The sequence below is a fragment of the Paraburkholderia kururiensis genome, assembly GCF_034424375.1.
Classification (GTDB): Bacteria; Pseudomonadota; Gammaproteobacteria; order Burkholderiales; family Burkholderiaceae; genus Paraburkholderia; species Paraburkholderia kururiensis_A.
This window is the reverse complement of sequence record NZ_CP139965.1, coordinates 4,051,174-4,065,425: the sequence shown is the minus strand read 5'-3', so window position 1 is coordinate 4,065,425 and position 14,252 is coordinate 4,051,174. Positions and strand designations below refer to the sequence as shown.

Annotated in this window: 14 protein-coding genes; 9 read left to right on the top strand and 5 right to left on the bottom strand. The window is 60.9% G+C overall.

Going from position 1 to position 14,252, the window contains the following annotated elements:
• Nucleotides 1-6 precede the first annotated feature (6 nt).
• The 4 genes from U0042_RS18250 (at nucleotide 7) to U0042_RS18235 (ending at nucleotide 3,619) form a co-directional block, all read left to right on the top strand.
• Nucleotides 7-642, top strand: coding sequence for a hypothetical protein (locus tag U0042_RS18250; RefSeq protein ID WP_114815415.1), 636 nt, complete (start codon nucleotides 7-9; stop codon nucleotides 640-642).
• Nucleotides 643-1,143: 501 nt separating this feature from the next.
• Entirely contained in the window at nucleotides 1,144-1,596 is a 453-nt protein-coding gene (locus tag U0042_RS18245; RefSeq protein ID WP_157977944.1) for a hypothetical protein, read from the top strand.
• Between the two features lie 131 nt (nucleotides 1,597-1,727).
• A complete protein-coding gene (locus tag U0042_RS18240; RefSeq protein WP_157977943.1) occupies nucleotides 1,728-2,279 on the top strand; it encodes a hypothetical protein in 552 nt (183 codons plus the stop codon).
• Between the two features lie 41 nt (nucleotides 2,280-2,320).
• Nucleotides 2,321-3,619 (top strand): hypothetical protein, encoded by a 1,299-nt coding sequence (locus U0042_RS18235; protein ID WP_157977942.1) that lies wholly within the window; start codon nucleotides 2,321-2,323, stop codon nucleotides 3,617-3,619.
• Nucleotides 3,620-3,662: 43 nt separating this feature from the next.
• Here U0042_RS18235 and U0042_RS18230 read toward each other — a convergent pair whose 3' ends face one another.
• A complete protein-coding gene (locus U0042_RS18230) occupies nucleotides 3,663-5,147 on the bottom strand; it encodes a hypothetical protein (protein WP_157977941.1) in 1,485 nt (494 codons plus the stop codon).
• Between the two features lie 16 nt (nucleotides 5,148-5,163).
• On the bottom strand, nucleotides 5,164-6,309 hold the full coding sequence (locus tag U0042_RS18225; protein ID WP_114815410.1) for a tyrosine-type recombinase/integrase: 1,146 nt from the start codon (nucleotides 6,307-6,309) through the stop codon (nucleotides 5,164-5,166).
• A gap of 185 nt (nucleotides 6,310-6,494) precedes the next feature.
• Between U0042_RS18225 and U0042_RS18220 the strand changes: the two genes are divergently transcribed.
• The 5 genes from U0042_RS18220 (at nucleotide 6,495) to glmS (ending at nucleotide 12,286) form a co-directional block, all read left to right on the top strand.
• Nucleotides 6,495-7,334, top strand: a complete 840-nt coding sequence (locus U0042_RS18220) for an SDR family oxidoreductase (RefSeq protein WP_114815409.1) — start codon at nucleotides 6,495-6,497, stop codon at nucleotides 7,332-7,334.
• 103 nt (nucleotides 7,335-7,437) lie between these two features.
• On the top strand, nucleotides 7,438-7,842 hold the full coding sequence (locus U0042_RS18215; protein WP_114815408.1) for a dihydroneopterin aldolase: 405 nt from the start codon (nucleotides 7,438-7,440) through the stop codon (nucleotides 7,840-7,842).
• Nucleotides 7,843-7,845: 3 nt separating this feature from the next.
• Complete coding sequence (gene ttcA / locus U0042_RS18210; protein ID WP_232833662.1) at nucleotides 7,846-8,868, top strand: tRNA 2-thiocytidine(32) synthetase TtcA; 1,023 nt, start codon at nucleotides 7,846-7,848, stop codon at nucleotides 8,866-8,868.
• A gap of 142 nt (nucleotides 8,869-9,010) precedes the next feature.
• Entirely contained in the window at nucleotides 9,011-10,372 is a 1,362-nt protein-coding gene (gene glmU, locus U0042_RS18205) for a bifunctional UDP-N-acetylglucosamine diphosphorylase/glucosamine-1-phosphate N-acetyltransferase GlmU (protein WP_114815419.1), read from the top strand.
• A 96-nt stretch (nucleotides 10,373-10,468) separates the two neighbouring features.
• A complete protein-coding gene (gene glmS / locus U0042_RS18200) occupies nucleotides 10,469-12,286 on the top strand; it encodes a glutamine--fructose-6-phosphate transaminase (isomerizing) (RefSeq protein ID WP_114815407.1) in 1,818 nt (605 codons plus the stop codon).
• Between the two features lie 48 nt (nucleotides 12,287-12,334).
• Here the strand turns inward: glmS and U0042_RS18195 are convergent, their stop codons facing one another.
• From U0042_RS18195 to U0042_RS18185, 3 genes are all read right to left on the bottom strand, one after another.
• Nucleotides 12,335-12,619 (bottom strand): PAAR domain-containing protein, encoded by a 285-nt coding sequence (locus U0042_RS18195; protein ID WP_114815406.1) that lies wholly within the window; start codon nucleotides 12,617-12,619, stop codon nucleotides 12,335-12,337.
• A gap of 66 nt (nucleotides 12,620-12,685) precedes the next feature.
• Nucleotides 12,686-13,096 carry a hypothetical protein gene (locus U0042_RS18190; RefSeq protein WP_232833661.1) on the bottom strand — a complete coding sequence of 137 codons (411 nt, stop codon included), beginning with the start codon at nucleotides 13,094-13,096 and terminating at the stop codon, nucleotides 12,686-12,688.
• Between the two features lie 26 nt (nucleotides 13,097-13,122).
• A complete protein-coding gene (locus U0042_RS18185) occupies nucleotides 13,123-14,250 on the bottom strand; it encodes an Imm72 family immunity protein (RefSeq protein WP_114815418.1) in 1,128 nt (375 codons plus the stop codon).
• Between the last annotated feature and the right edge of the window lie 2 nt (nucleotides 14,251-14,252).

The window sequence follows — 14,252 nt, the reverse complement described above, 5'->3', positions numbered from 1 at the left end:
GGGCAGATGGCGTTCACGACGGGGCACGTGCATGCAATCATGGCCTTAGGCGGCCAAAACCCTAGTCAGCATTGGGCGACGTTCGACGTGTCCATGGCCCAAGCGCACAAAGGACAGGCGACGCGCTTTATTACGACAATCTGGAATTATCATAGCGTCAAAAACGAGCAAAATAAGCGCGTACCGACGGTGGTGGCGATCTGCAAAGACGTATCGAGCGGCAGCTTTTGGTGTTGCATGAGTAGGCCGACACCCAGCACGACGCGCACAATATGGGTGACGCACTGGAACCGGCCCGAGCTTGCGTGCGGCAACCGCATACCCGTTATCGGCGTTTTGAAAGACGTTTATACGGGACGTTGTTCGTTGGAGCACGTGTTCGAAGTCGGCCGTATGCTGTTTTCCGCGAGCGGCGATGCACTCTGGATGGAACTCATCCCGACGAGGGAGTCGCCGCAGCAAACGCGGCCGATCGATATTCGTGCCCTGGTAGTCGATGACGAATCCGTCCGTTTCCTGTTTAACGTCGAAGCGGACCTGCAGCAGGCCGTCCAGCAATCCAGCCGGCTTTCTCGGGCAGAGCGCCTGGAGCGTTTGACGGCGGCACCAAGATTTCCTGCTCGGTTATCCTCGTCAACCTGATCCCCGTACGAGCCGCTTACTCAGATGTAGTAAGCCGTCCGCATGGTCCCCTCAAGCTATCGGTCTATTGGCGGACTACTGCGCTCGTCGATATCGCTGCACGGCCGGCGCGCAGCGTCCACGACCGGGTTCCCCTTATTTCCAGCGTCCACGACCGGATTCCCCTTATTTCCCCTTGAATCATCGGCAAGCGCAACGGAATCGCGAAATCAAGCATCCCTTTGATTTCATGAGGTTTATTTGAGTCAGGCTGTGCAAGCCTGCCCGCAGCAGTCCCCTTTTATCACTGTTCCTTATTTGCCGTGGTCTGCCGTCGTCGGTTGCGATGGAATTCGGATCGGCGGTCAACATCAGCCGCCATTTCCAACATCGCTAGGAGCATTGATGAACATGCGACATCTCACATCTTCGCTTTCGAAGGACGCGTCCCACGCAGACGGAGTCGACCCGACGCCAGCGCGGACCAAGCGGCAACCCGTAAGGCATTGGGTCGGGCCGACGTTGAACGTGATGACCGGAGAGGTCATCCATCCTGGCCAGTCACGTCCGCGCGCTCTCGTGCCGCAGTTCGGCGACAGACAGGCCGAAGGTGGCAAATCCGGGGTTGATCACTCAGCCGAGGCTCCGGCAACCTGCCCACCGAGCGCGTCGGCGGTGGAAACCTCGCCCAGCGAGAAGGAACCACGCAAGCGTCGCTACGGCACGCCGAAGGCCGAGCCGGCACTGACGCCGCTAGAAGACCGCCGCTGGCTCACGATCAAGCAAACCGCACAACGCTATCCGTATTCGGAGGGTGCCATACGGCATCTTGTCTTTCAGGCCGAGCAGTATGCGAAGCACCCCAAAAGCGGGCTTAAATCCAACGGGTTCCTGGCGTGCGTTGTTCGCCCCCACGGCACGCGTCGCGTATTGATTGACGCGGCGCAATTCGAGCATTGGCTGCAAGGTCAATAACGCGATCGGCCCGACAGCTGACTAGGTGCATGGCGATCCAGTCCATGCTCATTACTAACGTTTTGAGACCGCGACCTGTCAATCCAAGTGGCAGGTCGACGGTTCGCAAGAACTGACATACAGGATTAAGCATGGCGCGCGACGAAAAGAAACTGATTCAGTCGCAGAAAGCAGTTCAGTCTCAAAAAAACGCACAGAAAAATCGGGTGACTGGACAACTGCGTCTTTTCTCTGACGACCCACGTGTTCCATTTTCGTTCCATCACGATGCCGCCGCAGCTTGGCAAGGAGGGGCGGCGATCTTTGTCGTTGCAGGAACGCAATATCGACTGAAGCCGATTCCGACGATGCCAGAGCCAGCTCTTGTGCGCGTCATGAAGATTATGGTTCAACTGCATCACGAACGCGACTCGTGGCGCCCGAGGTTACAGAGAGTAGGCAGTGCAGCCGAGCACACGCTGAAAGACGGCACTCAGTGCGTCATCGCTTTGTGGGAGGCGACCGAAAACCCTTTTGTCGGCGTCGCAAGCCAGGAGGGGGTGCTGCACTTTCACTTCCCGCCTCCTGACCGATGGGCGGATATTGGCCTCGACTGGCTCCTCGCCGAACGTTGCGGTTGCGGGCGCTTCAACTGCGATCCCGCGCCGTTCCGACGGCTTCCTTGCCCCGAGGCTGATTGGTGAACCGCGGTCGACACGTACGTGGATGCGGTTAAAGCAACCACGTGCGATTTACCAAAATACACTTACTTTTTGCAGCCATGATTGACTTACTTAGCGTCAAAGGCCCACTCGGGCCACCTCAAGACCATCACGGAAAGCGCCTTGCGCATGTTGATGTCCATCGACTTTCCTGCCAGAAAACTAAAGCAGTTACCACGTTCATCCGGTGCCCGCTCACCGGCGTGCAGATGGAAGTCCGATACTGGATAGAGCAGGTCGGAGGAATCCCGATCGCGATGGTGTCGGTAAAGATCCCGCTTGCTTCAGCGACTATCGGCCAAAACTATGCACATGCGGGCCTAGGCGATATTCGTCTTGAAATGCGCTGTGCGGCCCTGCTTGTGAAGATTGCCTTGACTGCCTGTGGTTTCTCAGAGGGCGAGATCAGTCATTTCATTAAGCGCACTAGTACCGAACTGCTGGAATTGACGTGGCACATCGAGACGAAGAGCCGCAACGCTCAGGTGAATCTGATGAGGCGCACCCGAGAGGCATTCGATGGGCTGCGTTCGGTCAGTAGTCGCCACGATATTTCTGTTCGCCACGTAGAGTCCCGTCAGAAAGACAATGCCCGCAGCCTGCTCGTTACGCTGAAGAGCGGCGACGAATTCCGTCAGTATCAGAAGTACGACCAGGTTTTGGCAAAAACGAACAAGGGGAAAAGCAAGTATGCGGTTGTGTCGTCTATGCGACCGCGTGCGAAGGAACTCCTCGATACGATCGATACCCACGTTCGCAACGAGATTATCCTCGGCCGCGATACGCTGGAGAAGCTCAAGCTATCCCATCCGAACGCGTGGACCCCGGAATCGTTGCGCGGCGCTATCGACTGGTTCTGGCATAACGCGAGCCTGAACGTCGAGGGTTCTTTCGATCGTGCTTCGCTCGGAGAGGCGGCACGAAAGACGTTGGTTCGATATGAAGCTGGAGAAGCTGTCGAACTGTCGTTGTCTGACGTGACTTTCACGCGCCACCGCCGAAAAATCCTCGCTGCGGGCGGCCCAGATATCGACCCTCGCGCTGCGGGCCTCATGGGGAAGCTAAAGTCAGTGGGGCGTCAACTCGCGTATGACAAACGCTGGCGGGTTCCGGCCGAGTTTCGGAACCTGGTGCTTTGCGATGCCACCGCACCAGCAATCATTGAGGAACTGAAGTGGGGACTCGAATACGTCCGCAATGGCGTGCTGCCGGATATTGCTGATCAGGCGGCCCGGGATACGTGGGTGGCCCGCTGGCATAAGTTCGTCCAAAGCGAGCGGTTGTGGGACCGGCAGTTCGGTATCCAGGCAATTGATGGGTAGCGACCGTGATCTCGTCGAGGGATTGTTGGCCGATGCCGCGAAATCAGATCAATGAGTCGTCGCCGACAAGATCGATCGGTGCTGCGCCGATCAGGAATGTGTACTGGTGCATGGCAAGGTCGATGCCGGTTCGCAGCGCTTTCTTGAGTTTCTCGGACTCTGGCGCAGGCTGTTTAGGGCACGCTTTCCATCCGCTCTCTCCCCAAATGGTTTTGTGATACGGATCGGTCTGGTCATAGATTGCGTTCGCAATGCGGTCCGCACCTGTCGGCGAGTTGGCGCGTTTGGGGAGCCCAAGTTGCAATTCAAGCATGCAGAGTGCACGCTTTAACCAGAATTCTTGATGGTTCGTTGTGCCGGCTCTTTGCCGTATTGGATTTGCAAGTCGCTTCGACGATCCAAGTCGCTGCTGAATGGCCTGTAGTTGTTTTTCGACTGCCTTGAACTGTTGGGGCAGAGAATAAGCAACGTCAATCAATGCAACGTGCCAGTTCTGCCACGCGCTCGCTGGGTCACGAGCCAACGCGGAGAGGTCCGTCCGTATTGCACTAAACGGAATTGCTGCGGGTCGATCCGGCCGGAATGGAAGCACCTGCGGTTCAGGATCGGTGGACGCATAGTTTGCGAGAGGCTGCGAAGACACCCGACACATCAATTCCTGATAGTGCAGTGCAGCCTTCTGATTCGCGCGCAGCTGCGGTTTGATGTGACCATCGAGACTAACCGCGAATGCCATCTCGGATTCACGCACAAACCCGGTAAATAGGAATGGCGTGATAGTTGGTACGTCGACGCGAATGAGTGTGCCGTCCTTGTAAAGTACTTCAAATGCACGCTTCCGCGGAAGATTTTCGATCCTGCCAAAACTGACTACCTGCTCACCTCGATCATTGTAGCTTTCGATCCGCCCGTACACGACGGGAGGTTCAACGAACTTTGCGTTGCCCGCGTATCCGACAGAAATTTTCTTAAGCGTTGGGCCGGCTTTCCAAACGCTATCGCGCCCCGCGAAAAAAAATGGTTTGCCGACCGAGAAAATCGGCTCAGTGAGGTTAAAAAACCATGACTGCTCTTCGTCCAACTTGGGAAGGTCCTGCGAGGATGGATCGAACCAGTCGCCAATGCCATAGAGACGCACACTGTCGAAATCCCGCACTCGAAGCCTTCTTGGGTCGATATCGGGATTAGCGTCGAGAAACTCTTTGAGGGTGAGAGGGGCAGCATGCGGCCACTTGCACTGAGGCCCTAGAACTTTGCCGTTCAAGCTGAAATACCGGACATCTAATTCTTTGGCTCTCTCAAACCATTCACTACCCGGCCGTCCATTGCGAAGGTGTCTTCGGAGTGTTGTCAGTAGGCCTGGTTGACTTTGAAGCAGCTCGTAGTCACGGCGGTAGCCGGGGTTGAGGCGAAGGAATTTCCACGCCCAGTCGTCACCAGTCATCTTCAGTTGTGTTCTATCAAGGGCAAACGGGTATTTGCCTTGGTCGAGCGGAACGCTCAGAAGGGAACCTAGTTGATTAGTCATGGCAGATGTTCCAGTGTTACGTCGGGTCCGGCGTCGCTTGGTCGTCCTTCGAACTATCCGAACCGCCGAGGCGGGCGGCGTTTACGCGTGCGAGCACGCTAGCAATGTGATCTTTGCCGAAGTGAGCGTACCGCTTCACCATGTTCAATGTTCTGTGACCGAGGATTTCCGCGATTTCCGGCGCGGTAGCACCGCCCATCGCGAGATAGCTGGCTGTCGTATGCCTCAGGTCGTGAAACCGAAAATCTTCAATGCCTGCATGTCGACGTGCACTGTCCCACGCAGGATGGATGTTTATTGGCTGGTCGGGCACTCTGTCGCTCGGAAAGAGCAATGCGTCCGGGTCGGCGCGGCCCGTATGCTTATCCGCGTGTATAGCGTTCAGACGTTCGACTTCCTGTAGCGCTACGCCAGTCAGTGGTACGCCGCGCCGCTCACCATTCTTGGTCCGGTTAAGCAGGATTAGCCCGTAGCTGCCCTTCTGCTTTGGTAGGGAGATGTCGCGCCAGCGCAGACTGAGGATTTCGCTGCGCCGCATGCCGGTCGAGATCGCGGTAACAACGATGACATAGAGATAGCGGTTGGCGGATCGAGCCGCGGCAGCGAGGAGCCGATCACGCTCATCGTCGCTCAAATGGCGCACGCGTTCGTTGTTGACGCGCGGCTTGGCGACCTTGGACATCGGCGACGTTTCGAGCCATTGCCACTCCTTCACCGCTACGCTCAGCACGTGCGAAAATGTCGCGAGGGAGCGAACGACCGTGGCGGCGGCGCGGAGCCCGCCGCTGGGAGTCGGGATACTGGCGAACTCGTCGCGGCAGGTGCCGATTAACGCTGGCGTTAGCTCGGCAAGGCTGTACGCGCCGAGCCGTGACGACCACCAGTCAAGAACTCGGCCTTGATCCGCTTCGCGTTGCGGCTTGCGCGTAAGCAGGATCTCCTTGCGATACCTGTCGATCATCTCGCGCACGGTATGGCGCTCGGCTTCGACACGCTGTATGTAGCGTCCCGCGCGCAAATCGGCTTCCACCTGTGCGGCCCATTGCTTGGCGAGGGTCTTACTGTCGAAGGTTCGGGTCTGCGGAGGAAAGCCTTTCAGCCGAATCTGCACGTGGTATGACTTGTTCCCCTGCGCATCCTTGCGTTCACGGATCGTTGCCATGTGTTCTTACCTCGCCGTCGTCGGGTTGTGAGCGATGCGGCGAGCGGGATCGGTTATCGCTGATTGTGGTGGCTCTTTATACCAGTTGTGCCATGCGTGTGCCAAACCGCCAAAAAAGCGCTCGAATATTCGGGTAAAATACTGATTTTTATGCATTTTGTTGTGCATAGTGGATTTCATTGTAAATGAGCGCTTCTTCCGGCACTTTCGGCTCTGCCAGCGTTGAAAACGCGTCCCGTGCGTCGGCGGCGCGCGTCGTGCTCGTGACGGGCGCGGCGCAGCGTGTGGGCCGCACGCTGGCGCTCGGCTTTGCGGAGAAAGGCTGGGACGTGGGCGTCCACTACGGCACGTCGCGCGACGAGGCCGCCGAAGTGGTCGAGCAGATTCGCAAACTGGGTCGCCGGGCCGTGGCGCTGCACGCGGACCTCGCCGTCGAGGCGCAGGTCGCGGAGCTGGTGCCCGCGTGCACCGCGGCGCTGGGTCGCCCGGTTTGCGTGGTGAACAATGCGTCGCGCTTCGACGAAGACACCGCGCGCAACGTCGGCTACGAGAGTCTGCTCAAGCACACGGCGATCAATCTGGGTGCGCCGCTCGTGCTGGCGCGTACGCTGTACGAGGCTACGCCCGAGGCTGCCGTTGCCGACGAGCGCTTGCGCACCGTGGTCATCAACGTGCTGGACCAGAAGCTGTACAACATGAATCCGGACTACCTCTCGTACACGCTGACGAAGGCCGCGCTCGAAAACGCCACGGTGGCGCTTGCGCAGGCTCTGGCGCCGAAGGTGCGCGTGGTGGGGCTCGCGCCGGGGCTCACTTTGCCCTCGGCATGGCAGACGCCGGAAGCGTTTGCCGCCGCGCATCGCGTGACGCCGCTTGGCCGTGCCTCGCGCCCCGAAGATCTCGTGGCGGCGGCGCTGTATCTGGCCGACGCGCGCGCCGTGACGGGCACGACACTTCTCGTGGACGGCGGCCAGCACCTGGTGCCGCTGCCGCGCGACGTGATGTTTCTGACGCCGGGCGCCTGACGAACCGCCGCGCCCGGACCGAGTTGAACTGAAGACTGAACCGCCGAAGCAGAGCCGCACGCCGATGTGCCCCTCCGCCACGCCCGCCTGAACTGGAACGACCATGCTAGCCGCCTCCGCCGCCTTTGCGCATCCGAAACTCGCCGCGTGCCGCAGGCTTTTCCTGCGCAATTACGAGGTGTACATCAACATCGGTGTGCACGACTTCGAAAAACGTGGCGAACAGCGCGTCGTGATCAATATCGACCTGTTCGTGCCGTTCGCGCTTTCCACGCCGAAGGAAGACAAGCTGCGCGAGGTCGTGGATTACGACTTCATGCGCGCGACCGTGGCGAAGCGCGTCTCCCAGGGGCACATCCATTTGCAGGAGACGCTGTGCGACGACCTCGCGCGCGCGATGCTCGAGCATCCGCATGTGCTGGCGGCGCGCGTGTCGACCGAAAAGCCCGACGTTTATCCGGACTGCGATGCCGTGGGCGTCGAAGTCTTTCGCATCAAAGAGGACTGATTCATGAACGCTCCCGAGATTGCCGGCCCTGTAGCCGCCGCCACGCCGGCGGATGCCGTCGCGTTGCCGAGCGGGGAAGATGGCCAGGAAGCCGGCCGTCGCGCCCTCACGCGCCGCGAGCAGAAAGAAGCGTACGAGAACAACAAGCTCTTCAAGCGGCTCGCGCGCCTCGTGGGCCAGGCCATTGGCGACTACAACATGATCGAGGACGGCGACAAGGTGATGGTCTGCCTGTCGGGCGGCAAAGACAGCTACGCGCTGCTCGACGTGCTGCTGCGCCTGCGCGAGCGCGCGCCTATCGACTTCGACATTGTGGCCGTGAACCTGGACCAGAAGCAGCCGGGCTTCCCCGAGCACGTGCTGCCCGAGTACCTCACGCAACGCGGTGTGCCGTTCCATATCGAGAACCAGGACACGTACAGCATCGTCAAGCGGCTCGTGCCCGAGGGCAAGACCACGTGCTCACTGTGCTCGCGGCTGCGTCGCGGCATTCTGTACCGCGTGGCCGGTGAACTGGGCGCGACGAAGATCGCGCTGGGCCACCATCGCGACGACATCCTGCAAACGCTGCTGCTGAATCTGTTCTACGGCGGCAAGCTGAAGGGCATGCCGCCCAAGCTGCAGTCCGACGACGGCAAGAACGTCGTGATCCGTCCGCTCGCCTACGTGAAGGAAACGGATCTCGAAAAGTACGCCGAGCTGCGCGAGTTTCCGATCATTCCGTGCAACCTCTGCGGTAGCCAGCCGAACCTGAAGCGCGCCGAAATGAAGGCGCTGATTCGCGAGTGGGACAAGCGCTTCCCGGGCCGCGTCGACAACATGTTCAATGCGCTCGCGAACGTCGTGCCGTCGCACCTGATGGACACGAAGCTGTTCCCGTTCGCCGGATTGCGCGCCACGGGCCAGGCCGACCCGCAAGGCGACATCGCCTTCGACGACGATCCGTGCGCGACCACGGGCGGCGACGACACGCTCGCGAACGGCGCGACGAAGCCCATTTCGATCGTGCAGTTCGACGACCTTTGAGCGGACGGGGCGCGGCCGCGACGCGCTGTGACCCGCGCGGCCACGGGCTTCGGCAAGCTCGGCGCGGGCGCCGCGCCGGCAAATCGGTACATATGCCCATGCTAGAATGCCCGGCTTCCAATCCCGTCTTCTCGCCGACGCCATGAATATCGTCATTTTGGCGGCAGGCACCGGCAAGCGCATGCGGTCCGCGCTGCCCAAGGTGCTTCATCCTCTGGCCGGCCGGCCGCTTCTCTCACACGTCATCGATACTGCCCGCACGCTCGATCCCGCGCGGCTCGTGGTGGTGATCGGCCATGGCGCCGAGGCCGTTCGCAGCGCCGTTGCCGCGCCGGACGTGCAGTTCGCCGTGCAGGAGCAGCAGCTGGGCACCGGGCACGCCGTGCAACAGGCGCTGCCGCTGCTCGACCCCGCGCATCCCACGCTCGTGCTTTACGGCGACGTGCCGCTCACGCGGGCCAGCACGCTGCGGCGCCTCACCGACGCCGCGGGCCAGAACGGCTACGGCGTGCTGACCGTGACGCTCGACGACCCCACCGGGTACGGGCGCATCGTGCGCGATTCCGATGGCGAGGTGCTGCGCATCGTGGAGCAGAAAGACGCGTCGGAAGAGCAACGCCGCATTCGCGAAATCAACACCGGCATCATCGTGACGCCGACGGCGCCGCTTGCCGGCTGGCTCGCGTCGCTCAAGAACGACAACGTGCAGGGCGAGTTCTACCTCACCGACGTGGTGGAGCTTGCCATCGAGGCGGGGCTCGACATCGTCACCACGCAGCCCGACGAGGAGTGGGAAACGCTGGGCGTGAACAGCAAGCAGCAGCTGGCGGAACTGGAGCGCATTCACCAGCGCAACGTGGCCGACACGCTGCTCGTTGAAGGCGTGACGCTGGCCGACCCCGCGCGTATCGACGTGCGCGGCACGCTGGAATGCGGGCGCGACGTATCGATCGACGTGAACTGCGTGTTCGAAGGACGCGTGACGCTCGCGGACAACGTCTCCATCGGCCCGAACTGCGTGATTCGCAATGCGACGATCGGCGCAGGTACGCGCGTGGACGCGTTCACGCATATCGAAGGCGCGCAGGTGGGCGCGCAGGTGGTGCTGGGTCCGTATGCGCGGCTGCGTCCGGGCGCGGCGCTCGCCGACGAGGCGCACGTGGGCAACTTCGTCGAAGTGAAGAACGCGGCCATCGGTTACGGCTCCAAGGCGAATCACCTCGCCTATATCGGCGACGCCGACGTGGGCGCGCGCGTGAATATCGGCGCGGGCACCATCACCTGCAATTACGACGGTGCGAACAAGCACCGCACCATCATCGAAGACGATGTGTTCGTGGGCTCGGACACGCAGCTCGTGGCGCCCGTGCGCATCGGGCGCGGCGTGACCATCGCGGCGGGCACGACCGTCTGGAAGGACGCCGAAGCCGGCGCCCTCGTGCTGAACGACAAGACGCAAACGGCGAAGTCCGGCTACGTGCGTCCCGTCAAGAAGAAGACCTGAAGCTACGGCGAAGGCGGTTGCGCAACGCGAGGGCATGACCACCGCGCGGCTGTCTTCGAATTCAACCTGCAAGGACCGGAATAAGGACCGAAATCCATGTGCGGCATTGTCGGCGCGGTTGCGCAACGTAACATCGTCCCCGTACTGATTGAAGGACTGCGTCGCCTCGAATATCGCGGCTACGATTCGTGCGGCGTGGCCGTGGTGTCGAGCGAAGGGCCGCGCCGCGCGCGCAGCGTCGCGCGTGTGGCCGACCTCGACGAGCAGGTGCGCGAGACGCACCTCGATGGCGTAACGGGCATCGCGCACACGCGCTGGGCCACGCACGGCGCGCCTGTCACCGACAACGCGCACCCCATCTTCTCGCGTGACGAACTCGCGCTCGTGCACAACGGCATCATCGAAAACTACGAGACGTTGCGCGAGACGCTGCGCGGCAAGGGCTACGAATTCGTTTCGCAGACAGACACCGAAGTCATCGCGCACCTGATCCACAGCCTCTATCGCGGCGACCTGTTCGTCGCGGTGCGCGAGGCCGTGCAGCAACTGCACGGCGCCTATGCGATTGCGGTTCTACACAAGGCCCAGCCGCATACGGTGGTGGGCGCGCGCGCAGGTTCGCCGCTCGTGGTGGGCGTGGGTGAGCACGAAAACTTCCTCGCCTCCGACGCGCTCGCGCTGGTCGGCAGCACCGACCGCTTCATGTTCCTCGAAGAAGGCGACGTGTGCGAAATCACGCTGGAAGGCGTGCGCATCGCAGACCGCGACGGCAACGAGGCAAAGCGCGACGTGCGCCAGGTGCAGGCGTACGGCGGCGCAGTTGAACTCGGTCCGTATCGGCATTTCATGCAGAAGGAAATCTTCGAGCAGCCGCGCGCGATTGCCGACACCATTCCGGCCGGCGAAACGTTCGACGCCGCGTTGTTCGGCGACGCCGCCGGCAAAGCGTTCGCGGGTATCGACAGCGTGTTGATTCTGGCGTGCGGCACGAGCTACTACTCGGGACTCACGGCGAAGTACTGGCTCGAGTCTGTGGCCAAGATTCCGACGCAGGTGGAAATTGCGAGCGAGTACCGCTATCGCGAGTCGGTGCCGAATCCGCGCTCGCTCGTCGTGGTGATTTCTCAGTCGGGCGAAACCGCGGACACGTTGGCCGCGCTCAAGCATGCGCAGTCGCTGGGCCACGAGCACACGCTCGCCATCTGCAACGTGGCGACAAGCGCGATGGTGCGGCTCACCGAACTCGCTTTCCTGACGCACGCAGGCCGCGAGATCGGCGTGGCATCGACGAAGGCGTTCACCACGCAACTGGTGGCGCTCTTCATTCTGGCGGTGACGCTCGGCAAGCTGCGCGGCTACGTATCGGCAGCCGACGAGCAGAACTACGTGAAGCTGCTGCGCCACCTGCCCGCCGCGCTCAACAGCGTGCTGGCGCTGGAACCGCAGATCATCGCGTGGTCGGAAGAGTTCTCGCGCAAAGAGAACGCGCTGTTCCTGGGCCGAGGACTGCATTACCCCATCGCGCTGGAAGGCGCGCTGAAGCTCAAGGAAATCTCGTACATTCATGCCGAAGCGTACCCGGCAGGCGAACTGAAGCACGGACCGCTCGCGCTCGTGACGGAGGCGATGCCGGTGGTGACGGTGGCGCCGAACGACGCGCTGCTGGAGAAGCTGAAGTCGAACATCCAGGAAGTACGCGCGCGCGGCGGCCAACTCTACGTGTTCGCGGATGCGGACACGCGCATCGTCAACGACGAAGGCATTCATGTCATTCGGATGCCTGAACACTACGGACTACTGTCGCCGATCCTGCACGTCGTGCCGCTTCAATTGCTCGCGTATCACACGGCGTGTGCGCGGGGCACGGATGTGGACAAGCCGCGGAATCTGGCTAAATCCGTGACTGTGGAGTGAGTGTGGAGCGGCGCGAACTGCGTAGATGTTCGCGCCGGCCGCCGATCGTTAGCTCGAAAGCGTTCCGCTGGTCTGCGATGCAACGAGGCGCGGCAGCGGTTCGCAGTTGCATTGGCACAGGTCGCCTTCCAGCGCGACCACTTTCCCTCCCACCGACATCGTATGAGGCGAACCATCGGTGACGATGGTGCCGTCGGCATTGCACGTGCGGCAATGCACCGGCGCGCCGAGATACGCCAGTGGCCGACCATCGAACGATGATTCCGCAATGCCGTCGAGCACGATTCCGTTGTGGTCTGTCGTGTCGTCTTTCAGGATGAATTTTCTGGGCATGGGGGGCGTCCGTTTAGGCGTTTGAAGTCGGGCGATCAGGCCACTGTGGCGACCGTCGGCTGGGCGTTACTGCAGGCGGCTTCGATATAGGGGCGGCCAGATCGGTTCGCGGCTTGTCAGTTGCGCGATGTAGTGCAGTATCGCCATGACGAACAATGGGCCGCTTAATACGAGTGTGAAGAGACGCGCGCTGTAACCAATGCCGCCGATGTTGTTCAGCCCGAAAAACCACGCGCTAAGAGAGGCGCAGGGATGGCCCTTGAGGCAGATATGGCCGAATAGAGGGAATCGAGGCCGCGCCCCCTGTTGCGAATAGGCTCTATCGCAGACTTCGAGCACCGTATCGTTCATGGAAAAAACGGTGTGAGCATCGGTGATATCTGTCGCGACGGGCCTATGCACGTCGATCCGCCGAGACCTTTCCCTTTCCGTTAGAGGGCGCTTCAGGCTTACCCATGTGAGGTAGTCGTATGCCATGCATGGCGTCTTTCAGCGTTAGTGGATTACGTTGTCGCCGCGACGGTGTCTCCTGCCGCTTTCACCAAACGCCAGGTGACCCAATGAACTCGACGCTCGCCTGAACCTGGCGAAGGAGCAAGAACATCGGGCATCACCTGTCCCCTCGCTACTTCGATTGACTTTACGTCGAATCCTTTCGCTTCCCACGTGCCCGATACAGGGCAGACGTCCCCGGTTCGTACCTCGAGTCCCTTAACTGATTGGGTCGCAGTCGCGGAGTCGATGTGCATGGGTTCAAGGAAGTATTCCGATTCGTCAGGAATCACGCCATCGTTGTAGCGGGTGTCTTCCCACAGCAGGCGCCAATGGGTGGTTGTGCGCATCGTACGAGAGTCGACTTCGCTCCATTGACCCATGATGTTGGGGGCCTTCGTATCGCTTACCAGATAATTGAAGCATCCGTTGTTCTCGATACTTCTTATGCCCAAAGGCAGGACGCCCAGCGCCTTTTCTCGCTCGATGCTGACCGGCTCCCAGATTCCATCCACCGGTACGCGCTGCCCGGAACGGATGATGATGTCCGTACCGCCGGGCACTTCCGGAATCTCGGCGGGAAAGACTGGATAGGCCAATTGATAGAACCGGTATGTGTAACGTTCAGGGTCGAGCAAGGCACCAGGGCTGGAATATCGCGCTGACTTCTGTGGCCCGAAGGGAACCTCGATGGGGGCGTAGTCCCCCTCGTATGTGCTGGCAAGCAGCAGCCTGTTGAGCGCTTCGACTTTATCCGGGTAAGGCGCCGTCTGGGCGCCGCGCTCCCAGTAGTCGGGATGCGTGTACAGAAAGTTATGGACGGTCCCGCTCGTGTCGAGCGCAGCTTCAAGAGCCTCACCCGTGCGCCACACAAATCGGTGCCCGTTTCCCAGTTCTTCCACCCCTTTGGTGTACAGGCTCAGCGTTTCGTAGATGCGAGGTAGCAAATCGGCGTCCACGCGTTCCGCGGCATTTTTCGGCCAGGTCCGGACGGCATTTTCATATGCCCGGGTGAACACCTCCCAGGCGTCTCTTTTCTTTGCCCACAGCGAAAAGCTGGTCAGGCGCTTCAATAGCCAAAACACGCGGCGCCGGGTGGCGGGATCGTGCATGTCGTATTCTTTTGCGGCGTGGTCCATCA